General features: G+C 64.1%; 16 protein-coding genes and 3 tRNA genes. 12 read left to right on the top strand and 7 right to left on the bottom strand.

The window, feature by feature from the left end:
• The 6 genes from PI87_RS03320 (at position 1) to PI87_RS03295 (ending at position 10,116) form a co-directional block, all read left to right on the top strand.
• A complete protein-coding gene (locus PI87_RS03320) occupies positions 1–1,293 on the top strand; it encodes an MFS transporter (RefSeq protein WP_039596212.1) in 1,293 nt (430 codons plus the stop codon).
• Positions 1,294–1,303: 10 nt separating this feature from the next.
• The gene (locus tag PI87_RS03315; RefSeq protein WP_039596211.1) at positions 1,304–3,715 is read left to right on the top strand and encodes a glycoside hydrolase family 31 protein; all 2,412 of its coding nucleotides are present in this window, start codon (positions 1,304–1,306) and stop codon (positions 3,713–3,715) included.
• 96 nt (positions 3,716–3,811) lie between these two features.
• Positions 3,812–5,011, top strand: a complete 1,200-nt coding sequence (locus PI87_RS03310) for a porin (RefSeq protein WP_039596210.1) — start codon at positions 3,812–3,814, stop codon at positions 5,009–5,011.
• A complete protein-coding gene (locus tag PI87_RS03305) occupies positions 5,011–5,952 on the top strand; it encodes an aldose 1-epimerase (protein ID WP_039596209.1) in 942 nt (313 codons plus the stop codon). The genes PI87_RS03310 and PI87_RS03305 overlap by 1 nt, the downstream gene beginning before the upstream one ends.
• Before the next feature lie 245 nt (positions 5,953–6,197).
• Positions 6,198–7,700 carry an SLC13 family permease gene (locus PI87_RS03300; protein ID WP_232313929.1) on the top strand — a complete coding sequence of 501 codons (1,503 nt, stop codon included), beginning with the start codon at positions 6,198–6,200 and terminating at the stop codon, positions 7,698–7,700.
• Positions 7,701–7,713: 13 nt separating this feature from the next.
• Entirely contained in the window at positions 7,714–10,116 is a 2,403-nt protein-coding gene (locus tag PI87_RS03295; protein WP_039596208.1) for a hypothetical protein, read from the top strand.
• Between the two features lie 149 nt (positions 10,117–10,265).
• Here PI87_RS03295 and PI87_RS03290 read toward each other — a convergent pair.
• A tRNA-Lys gene (locus PI87_RS03290) sits at positions 10,266–10,341 on the bottom strand.
• A 60-nt stretch (positions 10,342–10,401) separates the two neighbouring features.
• Positions 10,402–11,313, bottom strand: coding sequence for a LysR family transcriptional regulator (locus PI87_RS03285; RefSeq protein ID WP_039596207.1), 912 nt, complete (start codon positions 11,311–11,313; stop codon positions 10,402–10,404).
• 92 nt (positions 11,314–11,405) lie between these two features.
• On the opposite strand from PI87_RS03285, the gene PI87_RS03280 reads away from it, so the two are divergent.
• Both PI87_RS03280 and PI87_RS03275 read left to right on the top strand, forming a co-directional pair.
• Positions 11,406–12,509, top strand: a complete 1,104-nt coding sequence (locus tag PI87_RS03280) for a YeiH family protein (protein ID WP_039596206.1) — start codon at positions 11,406–11,408, stop codon at positions 12,507–12,509.
• Positions 12,510–12,665: 156 nt separating this feature from the next.
• Positions 12,666–13,400 carry a DUF899 domain-containing protein gene (locus PI87_RS03275; protein ID WP_039596205.1) on the top strand — a complete coding sequence of 245 codons (735 nt, stop codon included), beginning with the start codon at positions 12,666–12,668 and terminating at the stop codon, positions 13,398–13,400.
• Positions 13,401–13,428: 28 nt separating this feature from the next.
• Here the strand turns inward: PI87_RS03275 and PI87_RS03270 are convergent.
• The 5 genes from PI87_RS03270 to PI87_RS03250 all read right to left on the bottom strand — a co-directional run bounded on the left by PI87_RS03270 (position 13,429) and on the right by PI87_RS03250 (position 17,123).
• Positions 13,429–13,519 (bottom strand) — tRNA-Leu (locus PI87_RS03270).
• Positions 13,520–13,656: 137 nt separating this feature from the next.
• Positions 13,657–13,732, bottom strand: a tRNA-Asn gene (locus PI87_RS03265).
• 110 nt (positions 13,733–13,842) lie between these two features.
• Positions 13,843–14,172 (bottom strand): ferredoxin FdxA, encoded by a 330-nt coding sequence (fdxA, locus tag PI87_RS03260; RefSeq protein WP_039596204.1) that lies wholly within the window; start codon positions 14,170–14,172, stop codon positions 13,843–13,845.
• Between the two features lie 170 nt (positions 14,173–14,342).
• On the bottom strand, positions 14,343–16,037 hold the full coding sequence (recJ, locus tag PI87_RS03255) for a single-stranded-DNA-specific exonuclease RecJ (RefSeq protein WP_039596203.1): 1,695 nt from the start codon (positions 16,035–16,037) through the stop codon (positions 14,343–14,345).
• 6 nt (positions 16,038–16,043) lie between these two features.
• Positions 16,044–17,123 carry a hypothetical protein gene (locus PI87_RS03250; RefSeq protein ID WP_039596202.1) on the bottom strand — a complete coding sequence of 360 codons (1,080 nt, stop codon included), beginning with the start codon at positions 17,121–17,123 and terminating at the stop codon, positions 16,044–16,046.
• A gap of 82 nt (positions 17,124–17,205) precedes the next feature.
• Here PI87_RS03250 and PI87_RS03245 point away from each other — a divergent pair, with 82 nt between their 5' ends.
• The 4 genes from PI87_RS03245 (at position 17,206) to PI87_RS03230 (ending at position 22,605) form a co-directional block, all read left to right on the top strand.
• Positions 17,206–18,456, top strand: a complete 1,251-nt coding sequence (locus PI87_RS03245; protein WP_039596201.1) for a lipoprotein-releasing ABC transporter permease subunit — start codon at positions 17,206–17,208, stop codon at positions 18,454–18,456.
• Positions 18,449–19,177, top strand: coding sequence for a lipoprotein-releasing ABC transporter ATP-binding protein LolD (gene lolD, locus PI87_RS03240; protein WP_039596200.1), 729 nt, complete (start codon positions 18,449–18,451; stop codon positions 19,175–19,177). Before PI87_RS03245 ends, lolD begins: the two co-directional genes overlap by 8 nt.
• 83 nt (positions 19,178–19,260) lie before the next feature.
• On the top strand, positions 19,261–20,073 hold the full coding sequence (locus PI87_RS03235; RefSeq protein ID WP_039596199.1) for a TatD family hydrolase: 813 nt from the start codon (positions 19,261–19,263) through the stop codon (positions 20,071–20,073).
• Positions 20,074–20,082: 9 nt separating this feature from the next.
• Positions 20,083–22,605, top strand: a complete 2,523-nt coding sequence (locus tag PI87_RS03230) for a DNA internalization-related competence protein ComEC/Rec2 (RefSeq protein WP_039596198.1) — start codon at positions 20,083–20,085, stop codon at positions 22,603–22,605.
• Positions 22,606–22,640 lie beyond the last annotated feature (35 nt).

Below are 22,640 nucleotides of genomic sequence, written 5' to 3'. Positions count from 1 at the left end.
TTGAAGACCATCAAGGGTTTGCGCTGGTGGATCATCGTGCTGGTGTGTCTGGGCACGATCATGAACTACCTGGCGCGCAATTCGTTGGGCGTGCTGGCGCCAACGCTCAAGGAAGAGCTGAGCATGACCACGCAGCAGTATGGCTATGTGGTCATGGCGTTTCAGTTCGGCTACACGCTCATGCAGCCGGTGTGCGGCTTCATTGTCGATTTGATCGGCTTGCGCATCGGTTTTGCGCTGTTTGCCGTGTTGTGGTCGTTCTCCGGCGTGCTGCATGCCGGCGCGACGGGCTGGCTGTCGCTGGCGGGCTTCCGTACCCTCATGGGTTTGACGGAAGCGGCCGCCATTCCCTCTGGCATGAAGGTGGTGGCGGAGTGGTTTCCTGACAAGGAAAAATCAGTCGCGACGGGTTGGTTCAACGTAGGCACGTCGTTTGGTGCCATGTTGGCGCCGCCGCTGGTGTTGTATCTCTCGATGCAGCATGGCTGGCAAGCCGCCTTCGTGGTGACGGGCGCGCTGGGATTCTTCTGGGCGGCGTTGTGGTTTGTGTTTTACCGCTCGCCAAAGCAGCATCCGAACTTGTCCAAGGCAGAGTTGCAAAAGATCACCGATGGGCAATTGCGCTCGGCCGATGCTCCGCGCGAAAAGCGCCCGCTTTCCGAGATCATTCTCTCGCGCCGTTTCTGGGCGATTGCGCTGGCGCGCTTCTTTACCGAACCCGCTTGGCAGACGCTTAGCTTCTGGATCCCGCTGTACTTTTTCAAAGAGCGCGGCATGGATCTGAAACAGATCGCCATGTTTGCGTGGTTGCCGTTCCTGGCGGCGGATTTGGGCGGTATGGCTGGTGGTTATCTGTCGCCGTTCCTCATGAAGTTCGCTGGTCTGAAGCTGGTGTGGTCGCGTGTGGGCGGCGTGGTGCTGGGCGCGCTGATGATGATCGGCCCGGCGTGCGTGGGCCTGGTGGCATCACCGTATGTGGCCATCGCGCTGTTCTGCGTGGGCGGTTTTGCGCACCAGATGATTTCTGTGTCGGTGAATACGCTGAGCGCAGACGTGTTCGATCCGCAAGAAGTTGGTACGGCCAGCGGCTTCGCGGGAATGTCCGGCTGGATTGGTGGTCTGGCATTCACCGCCGTGGTGGGTGCTCTGGCCGATACGGTGGGTTATGGTCCGCTGTTCAGCCTGCTTGGCGCGTTTGACGTGATCGCGGCCGTGCTGCTGATCATCCTGATCCGCGGCCAGTCGCAGGAAGAGCGTACCGCACGCCAGATGAAACTCTCCGCTTCAAATTGAGCTGAAACCGATGTCCATGTTGCATCCCCCCCGATTCGAATTCCAGGCGCAAGAAGGCAACCGCCTTCGCCTGGCCAGCAGCACCGGTGCTGCGATCGAACTCTTCGTGCTCGAAGACGACATCATCCGCGTGCTGGTGCTGCCGCACGGCGACCTGCGCGGCCCGGCCACGTGGTCGATTGCCCCGGGCGCCGACGATACGCCGCTCGAAGGGCGTGACCGACGTGACATGAGCGGGTTCTCGCTACCGGCGTTTGAACTGCACACCAATGCCGACACGCTGCGCGTGCAAACCAGCAAGATCCGCTTGAGCATTGCGCTGGCGGGGGGCTTCTGCACATGGGAAATCCGCCGCGCCGATCAATGGCAAGCGGTGCTGCACGACCGCGTCACGCAGGCCTACAACTTCGGCTACTGGGACGATCAGGTCTATCACTACGTGCGCCGTGAACCGGGCGAGATGTACTTTGGCCTGGGTGAGCGCGCCGGTGAGCTCAACCGCGCGCATCAGCGCTACGAGATGCGCAATATCGATGCGATGGGCTACAGCGCGCGCACGACCGATCCGCTGTACAAGCACATCCCGTTCTACGTGACGTGGCATCCGGAAAATGGCACCGGCTTCGGGCTGTTCTACGACACGCTGTCCGATTGCAGCTTTGACATGGGCCGCGAGCTGGACAACTACCACGGCCACTATCGCTACTTCGCAGCACCGTTCGGCGATCTCGACTACTACTTCATCGCCTCGCCCGACACGCCGCTCGACGCCACGCGCCGCTTCACGTGGATGACCGGCCGCCCGGCATGGATGCCGAAGTGGGGCCTGGGCTATTCCGGCTCGACCATGACGTACACCGACGCGCCCAACGCGCAGGAACAGATGGGCGAGTTCATCAAGGGTTGCCGTGAGCACGACATCCTGTGCGATTCGTTCCACCTGTCGTCGGGTTACACGTCCATCGGACCGAAGCGCTACGTCTTCAACTGGAACACCGATAAGTTTCCTGATGCGCGCGGCTTCGTGCAGAGCTATCTGGATGCCGGCATTCGCCTGTGCCCCAACATCAAGCCGTGCCTGCTGCAGGACCACCCGAAGTTTGCCGAGGCGAAGGAAGCGGGTCTGTTGATCTGCGATGAAAAGGGCGAGCCGGCCTGGGTGCAGTTTTGGGACGAGGTGGGAGCGTATCTCGACTTCACCAACCCGAAGACGCTGGATTGGTGGAAGGCGAACGTCAAGAGCGCGCTGCTTGACTACGGCATGGCGTCTACCTGGAACGACAACAACGAGTTCGAGGTGTGGTCGCCGGATGCCTTCGCGCAGGGGTTTGGCAAGAAGCATCCGATCCGCGAGGCCAAGGTGCTGCACACCATGCTCATGATGCGTGCCTCGCGCGAGGCGCAAGTCGAGTACGCGCCGCAGCGTCGGCCGTTCCTGGTGTCGCGCTCGGGCGGTGTCGGCATGCAGCGCTATGTGCAGACCTGGTCGGGCGATAACTACACCTCGTGGGAAACGCTGCGCTACAACCTGAAGATGGGCCTGGGGCTTTCGCTTTCGGGGGTGTCGAACATCGGCCACGACATCGGCGGATTCTCCGGCCCGGCACCTTCGCCGGAACTGCTGGTGCGCTGGGTGGCGTTTGGCGTGTTCATGCCGCGCTTTTCCATCCACTCGTGGAATGACGACAAGACCGTCAACGAGCCATGGATGTATCCGCAGGTCACCTCGCAGATCGCCTCGCTCATCAAGCTGCGCTATCGCCTGATTCCGTATCTGTACGAACTGCTGTGGCAATCCACGCAGGCTTACGAGCCTGTGTTGCGCCCGACGTTTGCCGAGTTCCCGGCTGACCGCCGTTGCTATGACGAGTGCGACGACATGATGCTCGGCTCGTCGCTGCTGGTTGCGCCGACGGTGGACGAAGGGCAGGCCGAACGCAAGGTTTACCTGCCTGCCGGCGCACGCTGGGTGTCGTACTGGAGCGGCGAGGCATTTGATGGCGGGCAAACCGTCACGCTCCCTTCACCGTGGGACCAACCGATCATGCTGATTCGCGAGGGCGGTGTGATTGCGTTGAACGTGGCCGAGCAGCATTTCGACCAACGTGCCGATCAGCGTGCCTTTCTTGTGGTGCCCACGAGCGGCGCTGGTAAGGCATCTGGCGGTTGCATTGAGGACGACGGTGAAACCGAAGCCTGGCGTAACGGCGAGCAAGGCCGCTGGAATGTGCGCGCCGCGTCGGATGCGCTCACGGTCACGCTACATGTGGCGCGCGAAGGCCGCATGCCCGTGCAGACCGACACCATTGAGATTCACTTGCCCGCTGCGGAAGCGCGGCAGATGCAGACTCCGCAGGCCCGCATTGTTGACGCCACCGTTGCGGGCGGCTGGCGCCGTCTGACGCTGCAGTTGCTGGCCTAGTGCCGCATTCCCCGTGCATCACAACCGGGTACGGAGAACCCGGAGATGCACGGTTTCTCCAGGTGCTGGAGATAACCAAAAATCGAGACAACAACGATGAAAACCACACGAGCCAAATTTTCTATCAACCCAGTCTGTGCATGTGCCGCGCTGCTGTGCGCGGGTGTGTCGATGCAGGCATCGGCACAAACGTCGGTCACGCTGTATGGCGTGGTCGATAACGCGTTTGCGTATTCGAGCAACCAGGGCGGGCATTCCAATACCTACATCAACTCGGGCGCGCTGCTGGCCAGCAAGTTCGGCTTGTATGGCACGGAGGATCTGGGCGGCGGCAACACGGCCCTGTTCCGCTTGGAAAGCGGGATCAACTCTGCCACGGGCGCGCAGAGCAAGTCGGGGTACATGTTCAATCGCCAAGCCTATGTTGGTTTGAGCAACACGAACTATGGCCAGATCACGCTGGGTCGTGCCTATACGCCGTACTTCCAATACGTGGCTTCGCTGGGTCCGACCAACGTGCTGACGGGCGCGGTTGGCGCGCACCCCGGCGACGTGGATGCGCTGGATACCACCCTGCGCATGCAAAACTCCATCACCTATACGTTCCCCGTGTTTGGCGGTCTGCAGGCGGGTGTGCAGTACGGCTTGGGTGAGCAGGCGGGTAGCATTTCGAACGGCAGCAGCGTGAGCGCGGCGCTGCGTTATGACTACCAAGGCTTTGGCTGGGGTGCGGGCTATACGCGCCTGAAGAACCTGGCCGACAGCACAACGGCCAACAAGACGGCCAGCTTTGGCAATGTTGGCGACTTCGCCATCAACTCGCCAGTCAATGCTGGATATGCGTCGGCCGATAGCGCACAACTCATTGCCACGGCGGCACGCTACACCTTCGGCAAGGCGATGGTGGGCCTGAACTACTCGAACGTGCAGTACAAGCCGGGCGCGTTTTCGTCGTTTGCGCAATCCGCCACGTTCAACACCGTGGGCGTGATTGCTACCTACGATCTGACGCCTGCATTCCGTTGGGCTGTTGGCTACAGCTATACGGCTGAGAAGGCGCGTAACGGCATTACCTCGCCGGCGAAGTACAACCAGTTCACGATGGAGCAGTTGTATTCGCTGTCCAAGCGCACGGCCTTCTATGCGATCCAAGGTTACCAACGTGCTAGTGGTCAGCGGCTTGCAAATGGTGCGATTGTCGATGCGGTCGCTTCGGTGGGCGACTCGCAGAACGGTACGCCGTCGAACGGCCGTAGCCAGTTCGTCGGCATGGTGGGTGTGCGCCACTCGTTCTGATGCAGACGCTGACCTGGCTCGCACCGGGGCCGGTGCATACGCTGCGTGCCGGCGCGTTGGCGATGGATGTCGCGCCGGCAGCCGGTGGCCGGATCGCCTCGCTGGCTTCGGCCGGTGAGGGCGGCCAGCGCATCGATTGGCTGGCGCCGATGTCTGAGGCGAGCTTGCGTGACGGCTTCGATGGTCTGGCATGGCCCAAGACGGGCTGCTATCCGTTGTTGCCGTTCTCCAATCGTATCCGCGATGGTCGCTTCCAATGGCGTGGCCGCGAGATTCGTCTCGCGCCGCACCCAGGTCAGCCGCATGCCATGCACGGTCTTGCACATGCGCGCGCGTGGACGGTCGAACAACAGACCGATTCGTCGATCGTGCTCGGCCTGCGCTATGTGCCTGAAGCCGACAACTGGCCTTGGGCGTTTACCGCCACGCAAACGCTGGTGCTGAGCCCGGAGGGGCTTGAGGCCGTCATGACCCTGCGCAATGACGGCAGCAGCGACATGCCTGCCGGCGGCGGCTTTCACCCGTACTTCGCTCGCGTGCCCGGCACGCACGTGCAGTTTGCTGCCGCGACGATGTGGCCGACCGACGCCGGCGAGGTCGCCATCCGATGCGAGCCGATCACGCCACGCGAGGATTTCCGCAATGCACCTGCGTTGCCGGACGACGGCCTCAGCGTGTACTACAGCAACTGGCAGCGGCAGGCCGTCGTATCACGCGCCGATGGGGCAACGCTCACGTTGAGCGCTGACGATCCTCTCGATCACTTCATCCTCCATGCACCGGGTGGGCAGGCGTACTTCTGCCTGGAGCCGGTTTCGCACGTGGCCGATGCGGTCAACCTGGCCGAGCAAGGCTGGGAGGGGACTGGGCTTCGTGTTCTCGCACCGGGCGAGACATTGCACTTGCGCATGCAACTGCGTATCGACACCGCCGCCGGCTGACCTCTGAAAGGGAGGCCGCGCGGCGGGTGTTCTCCAACCCGCATTGCGGATCGACAGGCCACGGATGATTGCCGCTTGGCCCGCGCCAACAGCCGGGTCATGACGATATGCAAACTGATTCGTTGGCGGCCCAGGATTAGTCCGTAGCATGGCTCCGGAAGGAGCAGATTGACCAGCATGGCGTCTTTGTGCATCCGGCAAACCGTCATGGGGTCATTGTGAGCAGCCCAGTCAATCCATCATCGTTGTCTTCGCAGGCCGGCTGGCAAGCTAGCCAGGTACGCGCCGGCGTTCGCTTCCGGCTGAACCCGTTGCTCAAGGCCCGCCTCGGTTTTCTTGCGGCGTGGGCAGCGTTCTTCCTTGTCCTGTTTGTACTGCCGCAACCGGAAGGTCTGTCGCCTGCGGGGCGCGCTACCTTGGCCGTGGTGGCCTGGGCAGCCGTGATCTGGATGAGCGAAGCGGTGCCGGTTGGGGTGAGCGGCATCCTCATTCCGGCGCTGTTGGTGCTCGCGCACGCCGTGACGCCGTTCTCCAAGGCGGCCAGTGGCTTCGCTACGCCGGTGGTGTTCCTGTGCCTGACGGCGTTCCTGTTCTCGTCGATCATGCAGGGGGCCGGGCTGGACCGCCGTATCGCCCTGTGGCTGCTCGACAAGCTCAAGACCAGCACGGCCAACGGCGTGATCTGGTCCATGTTCGCCATCAACTTCGTGCTGAGCTTTCTGGTGCCGGCGGCCAATGCACGCGCGGCGGCGCTGCTGCCGGTGGTCAATGGCATTGCCGATCTGTTTGGCGACACGCCACGCGAGCGCAGCGCCAAGAAGGCCATCGTCATTCAGTCGCTGGTCTATGGTTCGATGATCAGCGGCATGTGCATCCTGACCGCGCACTTGCCCAATCTGGTGATCGTGGGCCTGCTGCAGAAGCAGCTCGGGTTGCATCTGTCCTATCTGGACTGGTTCAAGCTGCAGTGGCCGTACCTGGGCATGTTCGTGCTGACGCAACTGTGGGTGCAGTTCTACTTCAAGTCGCGCGCGGTGCGTCTGCCCGGCGGCGCTTCCGCCATCACGGCTGAACGTGCCGCGCTGCCGCCGGTGGATATGCACGCCAAGGCCATCCTGTTGGTATTCGCGGCGGTGGCGGTGCTGTGGGCCACCGAGGCATGGCACGGCCTGCCTTCCGAGATCGTGGCCTTGCTCGGCCTGGCGGCGTTGTTTGTGCCGGGATTGACCGGGCTGGGGTGGAAAGACATTCAGAACCGCACGATCTGGGGCACGTTCTTCCTGCTGGCAGGTGCGCTGAGCCTGTCTGCCGCCATCAGCGACACCGGCCTCGCGCCGTGGGTGGCTGACTGGCTGAGACGCTTCGCGCAAGGCCACCCGTGGTGGCTGGCGTTGCTGATCGTGATGGTCGGCACGCATGTGGCGCGACTGGCCATGCTTTCCAACGTGGCCGCCGTCACCATGATCGCACCCATCATGCTGGCGCTTGCACCCAAGCTGGGGCTGCATCCGGTGGCCTTCACGCTGCTGGTGTGCGACAGCGACAGCTTTGCCTACATCCTCCCCACGCAGATCACCGCTGCCGTGGTGGCCTACAGCAGCGGTACCTTCACCACCGCAGACTACGCGAAGGTGGGCGTGGTGTCCGTGCTGATCGGCATCGCCTATGGCGTGTTCGTGATGGCACCGTGGTACGCGTATCTGGGCATCCCGGTGTGGGACGCGGGTGCGCCGTGGCCTTTCCATTGATCGGAGTCCTTCCATGAACGACCGAGCATCCCCAGCGGTGGGTTATGCCGCCCTGCGCGAGCGGCTGGGCGAGCACTACGCGCCGGCTGGCCTGTATGAAAAGAACAAGGCGCTGCCGTTCGCCGGCCGGGCCACATGCTCAGTGAGCCGGCTGGAGGCGGGCGAGTGGGCGGAGATCCTGATCGACTATGAAGTCGGCGCCTCGGGCATCGCCGACGGTGCTTGGTTGAAGGCCACCTTCAAGTTCTATTCCGACTGGGCGCTGTTCCAGACGACCGACCCATCTGGCGCCAACTACCTCAGCGCTGAATACCAGGCCGGCCCGCTGGTGGCGGGCCAAAGCCCGGCGACCGTCCAGGCGCTGAACGTGCGCTTCGAACAGAAGGGCCACGAGCGGCCGTTCCAGAAGGCGATCATCGTTGACGTGGTCGACGGCTACCTGAACGCGGGGGACCATATCCTGATCCGCCTGGGTGACCGGCGGCGCGGCGGGCCAGGCACGCGCGTGCAGACCTTCATCGAAGACAGCTTCCGCTTCCGCCTCTATGTGGACCCGCTGGGCACCTCGCGCTTTGTGGCCGTGCCGGGCGACGTGGTGATCGACATCCATGCCGGGCAGCCCTCGCAGGTGTTACTCCAGGCGCCGCGCTTTGCCAGGCCGGGCACACCGCTGGTGGTACGCGCATCCTTGCTCGACACGTGGGGAAACATCAGTTCAGATGCGGGCGGCACGCTCCGGCTGACGGCGTGGGACGGCAATACGCCCGTGCACCAGCGCGACTACCCCGTGCCGCAAGACGGTTGGGCCACGCTTGGTATCGACGACCTGCCCACCGCTGCAGGCTCGCTCCGGCTGGAGGCCGTTTTGCTGAACGCTCCGCACGTGAGCAAGGCCACGGCCTGGCTGTCGATCTTCGACGCGCCCTACGCGCCGCGTGCGTTCTATGCAGACCTGCACGTGCACGCCCACGACACCGTCGGCACCAACAGCCCCGCGTACAACGCCGCCTACGCGCGCGATATCGGCGGCATCGATGTGTTCGGCTACACCGTCAACGATTTCCAGATCACCGATGCCAACTGGAAGCTCGGGCTGGATGCCGTCAACGCATTCAACGAGCCGGGCCGCTTCGTCGTGTACCCGGTGCAGGAGTGGTGCGGCAGTTCCACGGCCGGTGGCGACCACAACGTCGTTTTCCTCGGCGATGAGGCACCGGGCTTTCCGTACAACGCGCGCGGCGAACACAACCGCACGCTGGTGTGGAACGAAGACATGAAGGGCAGCGCGGCTGAGCTTGGCCGCTGGCCGATCGAGGAGCTGTGGGACGCGTACATCGACGCGCCTGAAGAACACCTGATCATGCCGCACGTGGGTGGGCGCCGTTATATCCCGGACTGGCACCATCCACAGCTTGAGCGGCTGGTCGAGATCGCCTCCAGCTGGGGACATTTCGACTGGCTATACCGCGACGTGATCGCACGCGGCTACCAGCTCGGCGTGGCCGCCAGCGGCGATGAGCATCGCGGGCGGCCCGCAGGTGGCGCACCCGGCGTGCAGGTGTTCGGCGTGCGCGGCGGCCTGACGGGCGTGCTGGCGGAGCGGCTCGATCGTCAATCGATCGGCCGCGCCCTGCGCGCGCGCCACACCTGGGCCAGTACCGGAGAGCACACGGCGCTGCTCGTGCGCAGCGGCAAACATATCCAGGGCGATGCCTTCACGCATCAAGGCTCCGCGCGTTTCGATTACCGGTTCCTGGGGCAAGCCGGCTGGGAATACCTCGCCGCGTACGACCACACCGGCCTGATCTGGGAGCGCAACCTGCATCAGGAGGCCGGCTTCTCTGATCGGCTGGTCCGCGTACGCTGGGGCGGCGCCCGCATCCGTGATCGTTATCGCTGGGCAGCCTGGCAAGGGCGCATCCGCATTCTCAACGGCACCATCCACCGCTTTGGTGGCCACGGCTTCGAGCACCTGGAGGAATCCTGCTGGCGCGAAGGCACCACCGACATCGGTTTTCGCAGCGACACCTATGGCGATGCCGACAGCGTGGAGATCGACATCGGCAACCTCGCTGCTGCACGGATCGTGATCGAGGGGCACATCGACAGCTACATCAAGGTCGGCGACCCGCTGCAGCGCAATCCGTTCGCGCATGCGCCGGATTTCCACTGGGAGATCAGCGGGGCTGAGTTGCTTGCCAAGGATGGGTTGCGGCTCGAGTTGGGCGGCACCGAGCTCTTCATTGCGGTGGAGCGATTGACGGAACAGGCCTTGCCGATCAACGTAAGCGGGGCGCTGGAGGTTGAACCGGTGAACGGGCCGTTCGGCTTCCGACCGGTGTACTTCCACGGGCGCGAGCGGGGCGACCAGAAGGTGTGGTCGTCAGCCCAGTTCGTGTCGTTTGTGGAGGCGTGAGCGAGACGAGGGCCGTGCGTGATGACTATTCGATGGCCCGGCCGCTGAGTCGTTCGGCTCCAGGCCCTCGGCAGGGCAGCGGCAAACGCGAAGGGCTGCAGAAAAGCAAAAAGCCCAGTCGGTGAGGACTGGGCTTTCTACGCGAGTTCTGGTGGGGCGTGAGTGACTCGAACACTCGACCTACGGATTAAGAGTCCGCTGCTCTACCAACTGAGCTAACGCCCCGCGAAGAAATGAGACTATATCAACCTTTTTCAGATCGCGCTAGTCCTTTGTGCGATTTTTTTATGAAACGCTCGAATGCAGGTCCGCGTGGCTGTGCAGCGCGTCGATGAATTGCGTCAGGCCGTGCGTCGGATGCTTGTCGCGATGGCGCACGATGAGCAGCGGGCGGGCGATGCGTGGCAGGTTGCTCTGCACTTCTACGAGCCGGCCGTCGCGCAACGCATCGGCCACCACGTGGCGCGACAGGCAACTGATGCCGTAGCCTGCTGCCACCGTGCGTTGAATCGCTTCTGAGTGTCCAAGTTCGAGTGCCACGTGCAGTGGCCCGACGGCCGAGGCGATGCGGCTGTCGATCAACTCCCGCGTGCCGGAGCCGGGTTCGCGCATCAGCCAGCCGGCTTCGCGCAACGCTGCATGCGAGACCGGCCCGCGCGCAAGCGGATGCTCCGGCGCCGCGACGATCACCATCTCATCGTCGATCCACGTTTCGATTTCCAGTGACTCTCCACGGCACGTGCCTTCAATCAGGCCGATGTCGACCTCGAAGCGCTGCACCGCGTCGACCACGTCCTGCGTATTGCCGATCAGCACGTCGAGTTGGCTGTCGGGGGCAATCTGCTGCCGGAAGCCCGCGAGCAGGGCGGGCAACACGTAGTTGCCGATCGTGCTGCTGGCGGCAAGCTTCAAGCGCACGTTGGGTTGCGCGGTAGCGTGCTCCAGGGCGCTGGCGTGGTCGAGCAGGGCTTGGGCTTGCGGCAGCAGTTGTCGCCCCAGCGCATTCAAGTGAAGGCGTCGTGCGTGCCGGTCGAACAACGGGTGTCCGAGCGTCGACTCCAGCTCTGCCAGTGCCGCGCTCACCGCCGATTGCGACAGGCCGAGTTGCTCGCCGGCGGCCGTGGTGGTCTCGCACTGGGCGATGGCCGCGAAGACCGCCCATTGACGCAGCGTGACGCGAGGGGCTTTGCTATCCATAAAACTGGTCATTCTTAGAAAAATTACCCGTTTTACATGTTATCACGTGCCGCATATCGTTATGCGTATAGCGAATAAGCAAGGCGGATGTGATGACAATTGCACAGAAACAGTTGCCTTCCCAGGGCGTGCTGCCCGGGTTTGATGGCCGGACGCTGTTGAGCGCGGGCGTGCTGTTCGGATGCGCGGGCGTGGCGGTGGTGTTGGGTGGAATGGGCTGGGCGAGCCACCTGGGTTTGAGTGCGCTGACGTTGGCCATTCTGCTCGGCATGGTGATGGGGCATGTGCCGGGGCACGAGCGCTGGCTGACACCCGGGGCGATCCAGTTTGCACGCCACACGCTGCTGCGTGCCGGGGTGGTTCTTTACGGTGCTCGGCTGACGCTGGCCCAGATTCACGACCTGGGTGCTTCCGGCGTGGCGATTCCGCTGCTGGTGCTGGTGCTGACCATGCTGGCCGGCACCTGGATCGGTACGCGCTGGTTCGGTCTCGCACGCACGCAGGCCGTGCTGGTGGCTGCGGGCAGTGCGGTGTGTGGCGCGGCGGCAGTGCTGGCGGTGGCGCCGGCAGTCAAGGCTCAACCGCGCGAGACGGCCGTGGCAATTGCGAGCGTGGTGTTGTTCGGCACGCTCGGCATCTTTCTGTATCCGTGGCTCTATGCGCTGTTGGCGCATGCAGGCATGGCGGTCGCGCCGGAGCATTTCGGTGTCTATATCGGCTCGACGATGCACGAGGTTGCGCAAGTGATTGCTGCCGCGAAGCCGCTGGGCGAAGACGCTACCAACGCGGCTGTCGTCAGCAAGATGGTGCGTGTGCTGGCCCTGGCGCCGCTGCTGGTGGTGCTGGCGTGTACGACGCCTGCTGATGATGACGCGTCTTCCGCGCAATCCCGTCAAGGTGCATTGCGAAAGGCCGCCGGTCATGCATGGAAGGCGATGCCGTGGTTTGCGGTCGGCCTGCTGGGTGTGACGTTGCTGAACTCGGCGGGTGCGATCCCGGCCGCATGGCACGCCCCCATCGATTCGATTGACACCGCCATGCTGGCCTGCGCGATGTTCGCTATCGGCACGCAGACGCATGTGCCGATGTTGCTGAAGTCTGGTGTGCGTCCGCTGCTGTGCGCGGCTGTGCTGTGGGTCGGGCTGGTGGCGGGTGGTGCGCTGATCAACGTGGGTGTGCGCTTGCTGGTGGGCTGATCTCGGCACCTGACACTAGGTGTGTAGAGACGGCAGATTCTCTTCCATGGCGCGCAAGTCGCATCGGAATCGCGACTTGCGCGCCGCGCCTTTTCATTCGCGGGAGGCGGCCTAGTATGAAGTCCTGTCTGACTGTCGTAGTCGAGGGGACTCATCATGCAGCAGCATCCCGTGGTTTCGAGAGACGAGTGGCTCATCAAGCGTCGCGAACTGCTGACGCGTGAGAAAGAGGCGATCCACATGCGCGACGCCATCAACGCCGAACGCCAGGCGTTGCCGTGGGTCAAGGTCGATACGGCGTACGTGTTCGATACGCCCGACGGCAAGAAGACGTTGGCTGAGCTATTCGACGGGCGCAGCCAACTGATCGTCTATCACTTCATGCTGGGCCCAGGCTGGGAAGCAGGATGCCCTGGGTGCTCCTTTCTCTCTGATCATCTGGGTGGCATGCTGCCGCATCTGAATCATCATGACGTGACGCTGGTTGCTGTGTCGCGTGCATCGATGGCGGAGATTGCGGCCTACAAGAAGCGCATGGGCTGGCATTTCCCGTGGGTGTCGTCGTTCGGTACCACGTTCAACCACGACTACCGCGTGAGCTTCTCGCCCGAAGAGCTGGAAAGCGGAGCGGTCGACTACAACTACACGGCCACCCCGAGAGCCGAAGCTCACGACGAGCTGCCCGGCATGAGCGCGTTCTACAAGGACGAGGCTGGCAACGTGTTCCACACGTATTCGACCTACGCACGCGGATTGGAAGACATAGTTGGCACGTTGCTGTTGCTCGACCGCGCACCGCTGGGCCGTAACGAGACCGGCCCCATGTCATGGGTACGCCGTCACGATGAATACGACGACGCACCGAAGGCGCACGCATGTCACGCTTCGTGAAGCCGCAGGAAAAAGAAGAGAAGGGGATTGGTGCCCGAGGCCGGGATCGAACCGGCACGCGCCGATTAGGGCGCAGCGGATTTTAAGTCCGCGGTGTCTACCAATTTCACCACTCGGGCACGACGATCGGTGCAAGACGGTACACGATACCGGCGACGACACCGATGCCACAAATGAAATTGGACGGCTGTCCAATCTTGACGTCCATCCGCCAAAGTAAAAAGCCCTTGCGATTTCTCGCAAGGGCTTAAGTACTTGGCTCCTCGACCTGGGCTCGAACCAGGGACCTACGGATTAACAGTCCGGCGCTCTACCGACTGAGCTATCGAGGAATCGCTGCAACAGCGAAGAAATGAATTCTAGCTAGTTTCTGATCTGCCCGTCAACACCTTTTTTGCGATGCACTAAAAAAAGTGTGCCGGGCATGTTCGATCGGCCGTGTTCAGCCGCGGTCGAGGTACTGCTCCTTGTCCTTCACGTCTTTCCAGTCGTCGGCGTCGGGCAGGGGTTGCTTGGTCTTGGTGATGGACGGCCAGCCGATGGTGGAGAGTTCGGCATTGATGGCGATCCACTTCTGCTGATCGGCCGGCACGTCTTCTTCGGCGTAGATGGCGTTGACCGGGCACTCGGCCACGCATACGGCGCAGTCGATGCACTCGTCCGGATCGATGGTCAGGAAGTTCGGGCCTTCGCGGAAGCAGTCGACGGGGCAGACGTCCACGCAGTCGGTGTACTTGCAGCGGACACAGCTTTCGGTAACGACGTGAGTCATTTCGCTTGGAAGTTAATGCTAGGAATTCGTGGGGTGCGCAGTCATGGCAGGTACCAAGCCGGCAAACATGCATTGTAACGCAGCCGCCGTGCCCGACGGCTGCCTCATCTGCGCACCGTCAGACAGTTTTGGCATGTGTTTATGCGCTGGCGCAAGGTTTGGGCGCACGGCTATTGCGCGTGCTCGATCACCATCTGCACGCGTGTGATGCCGTTGAAGGTGTTGTTGTCGAGCCGATAAGCCACATAAGCCGAGGCGCCAAGCGGCTCAGCGTGGTTGAACCAGATCGCATCGAATTGCTGTTTGCCGCGGCCGAGCTTGAGCTTGAGGTGTTTGTCCTTGAGCACCGCCTGCGACAGCACATCGAACTCGCCGCAGAAGCTTGGCGCCGGAAAGCCCTGGCCCCAGACCTGGGTTTCGAGCAGCTCGACGAATTGCGGCGAGAAGCACTCGGGGTCGGCCTCGCCGTCGGTTTCCAGCACGCGTGAGAGCAGGGCCTCGGTCAGCCATTCGCGACCGACGGCTTCAAAAGTGGCCGCGAATTCGTCGAAACCGTTTTCGCGCAGCGTGAGACCGGCCGCCATGGCGTGCCCACCGAACTTGACGATCAGCCCAGGGCTGCGCTTGTGCACTGCGTCCAGCGCATCGCGCAGGTGGAACCCGGGAATCGAGCGGCCCGAGCCCTTGATGACACCATCGTCGCCAGGCGCAAAGGTGAAGACGGGGCGATGGAATTTGTCCTTGATGCGCGAGGCAACAATGCCGATCACGCCTTGGTGCCACGTCTCGTTGTAGACGGCGATGGTATGGCGGCTGGCGCCGTCCAAGGTATGCATGCTGTCGAGAATGGCCAGCGCTTCCTGCTGCATGCCGGCTTCGATCTCGCGGCGTTCGCGGTTCATGCCGTCGAGTTCGGCGGCGATGGCCATGGCGCGGTCGTAGTCGTCTGTCAGCAGACATTCGATGCCGAGCGACATGTCGGCCAGCCGCCCGGCCGCGTTCAGGCGCGGGCCCAGGCCGAAGCCGAGGTCGAACGTCGATGCGCGACGCGCTTCACGACCGGCTACGCGGAAGAGGGCGGCGATGCCGGGGCACATCCGCCCCGCGCGCATGCGCTTGAGGCCTTGCGCGACTAGCAGCCGGTTGTTGGCGTCGAGCTTGACCACGTCAGCCACGGTGCCGAGTGCCACCAGATCGAGCAACGCATCCAGGCGCGGCTGGTCCTGCGGCGTGAATACGCCCCGGCTGCGCAGCTCGGCCCGCAGCGCCAGCAGTACGTAGAACATCACGCCCACGCCAGCGAGGTTCTTACTCGGGAAGCCGCAGCCCGGCTGGTTCGGGTTGACGATCACGCGCGCCTCGGGCAACTGCGCGCCTGGCATATGGTGATCGGTGACGACCACGTCGATGCCCAGCGCATTGGCGGCCGCCACGCCCGCCACATCGGCGATACCGTTGTCGACAGTAACCAGCACGTCCGGCTTTTCGCGCGCGGCTAGTGCCACGATCTCGGGCGACAGGCCATAGCCGTATTCGAAGCGGTTCGGGACGATGTAGCTGACCTGCGCACCGAGCATGCGCAGCCCGCGCACGCCCACGGCGCAGGCCGTGGCGCCATCGCAGTCGTAGTCGGCAATGATCAGCAGGCGCTTGTTGGCGGCGATGGCGTCGGCCAGGTAGCGCGCGGCATCGTCAATGCCCTTGAGTTGCGCGGGCGGCAGCAAGTCGGCCAGCTCGGTCGACAGCTCATCGGGCCGGGCGACGCCGCGTGCGGCCAGGATGCGGGCGAGTACCGGGTGGATGCCGTGGCCGGCCAGCGTGTTGGCGGCCTGGGCGGAATGCGAACGGATGGCGATGCGTGTCATGCAGGGTCAGGCGGCCATGGAAAGCGGGGTCAGCGCATCGCGCAGGGTGCGTGCACGGCGGAAACGGCGCAGCCAGCCGAATGGCCCGTTGGCCAATTCGCGGCGCGTGACGCGGTAGTGGGCGTAGTGAGAGTCGCCGGTCAGCACGAGCGAGACGGCGTCGATACGGCCGTCAGCCAGTGCGTCGGCGGCGGGGGTGAACCAGTCGCGGTCGTAGGCGCGCAGAGTTTCGATCCAGTCGTACCAGTCCGCCGAGAGGTAGGGCTTGGCGGCGCCGTCCAGCAGCACGGCGGCGCCGGTGTCGTCAGCGGGCAGGGCGGCGAGCGTTTTCGCGCACAGTTCGGTCGCGTTGGCGGCATGGCACAGGCCTGCGAAGAACGGATCGGCGCCGATCATGCGCTCGGCAATCGGGCGCGTGTCGAGCAGCGCGCCCTGGCCGAACAGCCAAACCGAGTTGACCGGCAGCAGGCCGCGCGCCTCGCGGGCCTGGTTGACGGGGTGGTCGTACCACGTCATCTGGATCTCGTTCTGGAACTTGCGCCAGGCGCGTTCCTGTTCGCCCTTGTGCATCCAGATGTCGATGTTGTGGCCGGTGGCGCGCTGCGGGGCGGCGGCGATGAGGTCCCCGAACGGTGCATCAGCGACATACCAGCGGGCGGCCTGTGGGGCGTCCAGGTGCAGGCGCATGTCGGCCAGCAGCGGGGCGATGGCGGCGCGCAGTGCATCCGCGTCAGCCGCCTCCAGCCTGAGCTGTGCCGGATCGAGCATCACCAGGTGGTCACGCGCGGCATGGATGTGCACCGGCTGCAGGCAGGCCCACGTGCGCGTATCGGCGGCGGCGCCGTCAGCCAGGCGCATGTACGGCGCGGAGGGGAGCGGCGAGACTGGCAGCCCGGCGTGCGCCGCCAGCCAGCGCTCGTGCGGCAGCGTGGGCAGGTAGGCGTCGTCGTGACGCTCGTGTTCGGCCTCGCGGGCGCGGGCAAGCAACCTTTCCAGGCCCGGCAAGGTCAATTGACGGTAAGCGTCGTCCGCCACCTCGGCGGCGGGGGCGCAAAACGGGACAATCAGGGTCAGTTCAGGGATCATGGCGACGAGATTGTAAACTTCCGGCTGTCCGGCGAGTGCGCCGGCTGAATCACATCGATAAGCACACCATAGGGACATCCCTTTGAAATTTCCATACGAATGGCAGATCGGCTGGCGCTACACGCGCGCGGGCAAGCGTGCCAGCCGCAACAGCTTCATTTCCTTTATCTCGCTCATCTCCATGCTCGGCATTGCGCTGGGGGTGGCGGCGCTGATCATCGTGCTGTCGGTCATGAACGGCTTCCAGAAGGAAGTCCGCGACCGCATGTTGTCGGTGCTCGCTCACATCGAGGTCATGGCGCCGGGCAGCCTGCCCGACTGGCAACGCACCGCCAATGAGGCGATGCAAAACAAGGAAGTCATCGGCGCGGCGCCGTACGTGGGCGCGCAGGCCATGATCACGCGCGATGACGCCGTACGTGGCGTGCTGCTGCGCGGGGTGTCGCCGGCCGATGAGCCGAAGGTGTCGGACATCGCCAAGGACTTCAAGTCCGGCAGCATTGACGACCTGAAGCCTGGCGAATTCGGCATCGCACTGGGCAGCCAACTGGCCAATGGCCTGGGCGTGCACCAGGGCGACAAGGTCACGCTGGTGGCGCCGCAGGGCACCATCACCCCGGCCGGCGTGCTGCCGCGGCTCAAACAGTTCACCGTGATCGGCACGTTTGAATCGGGGCATTACGAGTTCGACAGCTCGCTCGCGCTCGTCAACATGGATGACGCCGAGCGCCTGTTCCGTCTGGACGGTCCGACCGGCGTGCGCTTGAAGCTGACGGACATGGACCGCGCGCCCCAGGTGGCCGAGGCGCTCTCGCGCACGCTGACCGGCGAGCTGTACATCCGTGATTGGTCGCGCCAGAACCGCAACTGGTTTGCCGCGGTAAAGACCGAGAAGAAGATGATGTTCATCATCCTCACGCTCATCATTGCGGTGGCGGCGTTCAACCTCGTTTCCACGCTGGTGATGACGGTGACGGACAAGCAGGCCGACATCGCCATCCTGCGCACCATGGGCGCGCAGCCGGGCTCCATCATGAAGATCTTCATCGTGCAGGGCGTGGCGATCGGCTTCATGGGCACGCTGCTGGGCGTGGGGCTGGGCACGCTCATCGCCTACAACATCGACGTGATCGTGCCGTTTATCGAACACCTCTTCGGCGTGCAGTTCCTGCCGAAGGACATCTATTTCATCAGCGAACTGCCCTCGGACCCCCGCGTGAACGACATTGCGACCATCGGCATCATTTCCTTCGTCCTCGCCTCGGTGGCGACGCTGTATCCGAGCTGGCATGCCTCGCGCGTGAACCCGGCGGAGGCACTGCGCTATGAGTGAGGCCGTCATGACTTCCATGGATGCGCCGGCCGATGCACGGCAGGGTGCGGTACTGCACGCCGAAGGGCTGTCCAAGTCATTCAAGCAGGGTGGCTTGAATGTCGACGTGCTCAAGGGCGTCGACATCCGCATCGGCGTGGGCGAGAAGGTGGCGATTGTGGGGGCTTCGGGCTCGGGCAAGAGCACGCTCTTGCATGTGCTGGGCGGGTTGGATGAGCCGACCTCCGGCCGCGTCTCGCTACTCGGCAAGCCCTTTACCGCCATGAAGGAGCGTGAGCGCAACACGCTGCGCAACCAGGCGCTGGGCTTTGTCTACCAGTTCCACCACCTGCTGCCCGAGTTCACGGCGCTGGATAACGTGGCGATGCCGCTGCGCATCCGTGGCGTGGCCGAAGCGCAGGCGCGCCATACCGCGCAGATGACGCTCGAACGTGTGGGGCTGGGCCCGCGCACGGCGCACCGTCCGGGTGAGCTGTCCGGCGGCGAGCGTCAACGTGTAGCGATTGCGCGTGCGCTGGTCGGGTCACCCGCCTGCGTGCTGGCCGACGAGCCCACCGGCAATCTTGACGACCACACCGCCGGTGAAGTCTTCAACCTGATGCTGGAACTTACGCGCACGCTCGGCACCAGCTTCGTCATCGTCACGCACGATATCGAACTGGCCGGCCGTTGCGATCGCATCCTGCGCCTGCGCGACGGCCATCTGCACGTGGAGCGCTGATACAGGGGCACACTATCGGAAATGGCGGATTCCAGAATCCCCGCCTTTCCGGTAGGTTGGCTGTTTTGCCCCCTGAGCCGATCATGTGGATTGACACCCATTGCCATCTCGACGCCCGCGAATTTGACGCAGACCGTGACACGGTCGTCGCGCAGGCGCACGCGGCGGGCGTCAACCACATCGTGGTGCCGGCCGTCGCGCGCTGGAACTTCGATACGGTGCGCACGCTCGCGCATCGGCACGCTGGCTGCAGCTATGCGCTCGGCATTCACCCGATGTGTGCCGCCCAGGCCAGCGATGACGATCTGACAGAACTGCGGCGACAAGTCGCAGCATCAATGGATGACCCGCGCTTCGTTGCGATTGGCGAGATCGGGCTCGACTTCTTCATCCCAGATCCCAATGTCGAGCGGCAGAGCGCCGTCTATCAGGCGCAACTGCGGATCGCGCGCGAGTTTGATCTGCCGGTGCTGATGCATGTGCGCAAGTCACAGGACCAGGTGCGCAGCGCGGCCGCCAAGGCAGGCGTGCGCGGCATCGCCCATGCGTTCAACGGCAGCCCCGATCAGGCGCGTGCCTACGTGGATTCCGGCTTCAAGCTTGGCTTTGGCGGCGTGTTCACCTTCTCGCGCGCCAACCGTGTCCGCCGGCTTGCCGTCGACATGCCGATTGAGTCGATCGTGCTGGAAACCGATGCCCCGGACCTCGCCCCCGCCTGGCTCGCCGACGACCAGTTCAGCGAGCAGGTCGGCACGCGCAATGCACCCGCCGAGGTGGCGGGCATTGCCGCCGCCATGGCGGAACTGCGTGGCATCTCCATCGATGCACTGGCCGCCCAGGCGCGCCGGAACAGCATCGAAGCCATTCCTCGCCTGGCCGCGTTGTTGAACTCCTGACGCCAGCCCATGCGGTTGGGGTTGGTTGGGTTCGTCGCCGGGTGTATGGCGCTGCAGATGCAAGCCGCGCTTGTGCCTGCCTGGCAAGTTGCTGCTGCGCTGGTGCTGTGCCTATCACTGGCATGCGTCGCCCGCTGGCGGTCAGTCTTGCTCTCCGTTTTGCTCATTGTGAGCGCTGTCGTTGCTGGTTTCGGCTGGAGCGACTGGCGTGCGCAGCAGCGGCTGTCCGTCGTGCTCAGCCCGGAATGGGAAGGCAAGGACATCATCGCGACCGGCGTGGTGGCCGAGCTGCCGCAGGTCTCGGAAGACGCCACGCGCTTTCTCTTTCATATCGAATCCAGCAACGCCGGTGATTCGGTGCCGCCACGCGTGCGGTTGTCGTGGTACGGCACGCGCAACTGGAGCGCGCCGGGCGAGGAGGGCGCTGCGCCCGACCGTCGTGCAGGCATCCCCGACTTGCAGCCAGGCCAGCGCTGGCAACTGACGCTACGCGTCAAACGCCTGCACAGCTTGGCCAACCCCGGCGGCTTCGATGGCGAGTACGCGATGCTCGCCAGCGACATTCGCGCCACCGGCTACGTGCACACCGGCAAGCGAGCCCAGAACATTGCATTGGGTGAGGCCAAGGTCGGTTTCTGGATCGGCATTGAACGATGGCGCGCCGCCGTGCGCCGGCACATCCTCGCTGCATTGCCTGATGCACGCTATGCGCCCGTCATCGCCGCGCTTGTGGTGGGCGACCAAAGCGGCATCGCCCGGGAGGACTGGGAGCTCTTCCGCCGCACCGGCATCAGCCATCTGGTCAGCATTTCCGGTCTGCACATCACGATGATTGCCGGGTTGTTCGCGACGCTGTGGATGGCGCTGTGGCGCCGTTCGTTCGGGCTGGCGCGCTGGCTGCGCACACCGTTGCCACTACGCATGCCGACACCGCGTGCGGGCGCCATCGCCGCTATGCTCGCGGCCTTCGCCTATTGCCTGCTCGCGGGGATGGGGGTGCCGGCACAACGCACGCTGCTGATGTTGTCGACCGTAGCGATTGCGCGGCTGACCGATCGCAACGTGCCGGCAAGTCTGTCGCTGTGCTGGGCGGCAGCCGTGGTTGCGGTGGTCGACCCTTGGGCGGTCATGTCGGCGGGGTTCTGGCTGTCGTTTGGCGCGGTGGCGATCATCTTCCTGGCGGCGCAGATGGTGCTTGATGGGCAGCGCAACCGTGAGGCGGAAGGATGGTGGGGGCGCTACCAACGCGGGTTTGCCAGCTCCACACGCATCCAGTTTGCCGTCACGTTCGGGTTGCTGCCGATGACATTGCTGCTGTTCCAGCAGACGTCGGTCGTCTCTGCAGCGGCCAACGGGCTGGCGATTCCGGTTGTCAGCTTTGTGACCACGCCGCTCGCGCTGATGGGGGCTGCATTGCCCGCGCCGTTTGCGCAGCCGGTGCTGGCGTTGTCAGAGATGAGCTTTGGTTGGCTGGTTGTGTGGCTCGATTGGCTGGCACGGCCGACTTGGTCGGTTTGGGTCGCGCCCGTTGCACCTGCCTGGGCGTTGCTGCTGGCGATCGGCGGTGTCGCACTGCTGTTGGTGCCGGGCGCACATCGCGCATGGGCGTGGCGCGCGCAGGGCGCTTTGCTGCTCGTGCCGATGGTGCTGGCGCGTGTTCCGGTGCCGTTGCCGGGCGAGTTTCGCGTCGTCGCCTTCGATATTGGTCAGGGCGCAGCCACGCTCATTGAAACGGCCAATCACCGCCTCCTGTTCGATACCGGCCCACGTTACGGCGACCACGCCGATGCGGCCGCCCGCGTCATCACGCCTTACCTGCGCGGGCATGGAATCGAAGCCCTGGATGCGCTGATCATCAGTCATGAAGACAGCGACCACGCGGGTGGCACCGAAACGGTGATCGACGCGGTGCCCGTGCGCACCATGTTGGCGTCCCTGCCGAACGGACATGCGCTACACAAGGTGGCCGCCGCGCACGATGTCGGCCTCACAAGCTGCTTGGCTGGGCAAGCATGGGACTGGGATGGGGTGACGTTCGAGATGCTTCACCCGGTGCGGCTGCCCGCTGACGGTGCGCGCGTATCCAGCAACGCACGCAGTTGCGTGCTGCGCATCGGCAACGGCCGGCATGCCGCGCTGCTGACCGGCGACATCGAAACTGCGCAGGAGGCGGCGCTCGTTGCCAGGGAAGCGCCAGAGCGGCTGATGGCAGACATCTTGCTAGTACCGCATCACGGCAGCAAGACAAGCTCCAGCGGCGCGTTCTTGGACGCAGTATCACCGCAGGTGGCGGTTTTCCAGGTCGGCTACCGCAACCGGTACGGACATCCGCACCGCCAAGTGTGGCAGCGCTACGTGGCGCGCGACATCGAGCGGCTGCGTACGGACCAAACCGGCGCCGTCGTCATCGAGACGCGCGGCGATGTGCTGGAGGTGCAGACGGCACGGTCGATGCGACCGCGCTACTGGTCCTCCGCGCTGGAAGTGGAAGCCCTGGCGACAGCCGCAGACGGGATTGATGCGCTGCCGTAAAACTTGGTTGCATCGCGGGTTGGCCCCATTGTGGC

It is taken from the genome of Ralstonia sp. A12 (assembly GCF_000801955.1).
Taxonomy (GTDB): domain Bacteria; phylum Pseudomonadota; class Gammaproteobacteria; order Burkholderiales; family Burkholderiaceae; genus Ralstonia.
The sequence above is the reverse complement of the archived record's forward strand: the minus strand, read 5'-3'. Positions and strand labels throughout refer to the sequence as shown.

Excerpts from the sequence above, each read along its gene's own strand:
- PI87_RS03315 (WP_039596211.1), top strand. The coding sequence starts at position 1,304 with ATGTCCATGTTGCATCCCCCCCGATTCGAATTCCAGGCGCAAGAAGGC.
- PI87_RS03310 (WP_039596210.1), top strand. The coding sequence starts at position 3,812 with ATGAAAACCACACGAGCCAAATTTTCTATCAACCCAGTCTGTGCATGT.
- PI87_RS03305 (WP_039596209.1), top strand. The coding sequence starts at position 5,011 with ATGCAGACGCTGACCTGGCTCGCACCGGGGCCGGTGCATACGCTGCGT.
- PI87_RS03295 (WP_039596208.1), top strand. The coding sequence starts at position 7,714 with ATGAACGACCGAGCATCCCCAGCGGTGGGTTATGCCGCCCTGCGCGAG.
- PI87_RS03285 (WP_039596207.1), bottom strand. The coding sequence starts at position 11,313 with ATGGATAGCAAAGCCCCTCGCGTCACGCTGCGTCAATGGGCGGTCTTC.
- PI87_RS03280 (WP_039596206.1), top strand. The coding sequence starts at position 11,406 with ATGACAATTGCACAGAAACAGTTGCCTTCCCAGGGCGTGCTGCCCGGG.
- PI87_RS03275 (WP_039596205.1), top strand. The coding sequence starts at position 12,666 with ATGCAGCAGCATCCCGTGGTTTCGAGAGACGAGTGGCTCATCAAGCGT.
- fdxA (WP_039596204.1), bottom strand. The coding sequence starts at position 14,172 with ATGACTCACGTCGTTACCGAAAGCTGTGTCCGCTGCAAGTACACCGAC.
- recJ (WP_039596203.1), bottom strand. The coding sequence starts at position 16,037 with ATGACACGCATCGCCATCCGTTCGCATTCCGCCCAGGCCGCCAACACG.
- PI87_RS03250 (WP_039596202.1), bottom strand. The coding sequence starts at position 17,123 with ATGATCCCTGAACTGACCCTGATTGTCCCGTTTTGCGCCCCCGCCGCC.
- lolD (WP_039596200.1), top strand. The coding sequence starts at position 18,449 with ATGAGTGAGGCCGTCATGACTTCCATGGATGCGCCGGCCGATGCACGG.
- PI87_RS03235 (WP_039596199.1), top strand. The coding sequence starts at position 19,261 with ATGTGGATTGACACCCATTGCCATCTCGACGCCCGCGAATTTGACGCA.
- PI87_RS03230 (WP_039596198.1), top strand. The coding sequence starts at position 20,083 with ATGCGGTTGGGGTTGGTTGGGTTCGTCGCCGGGTGTATGGCGCTGCAG.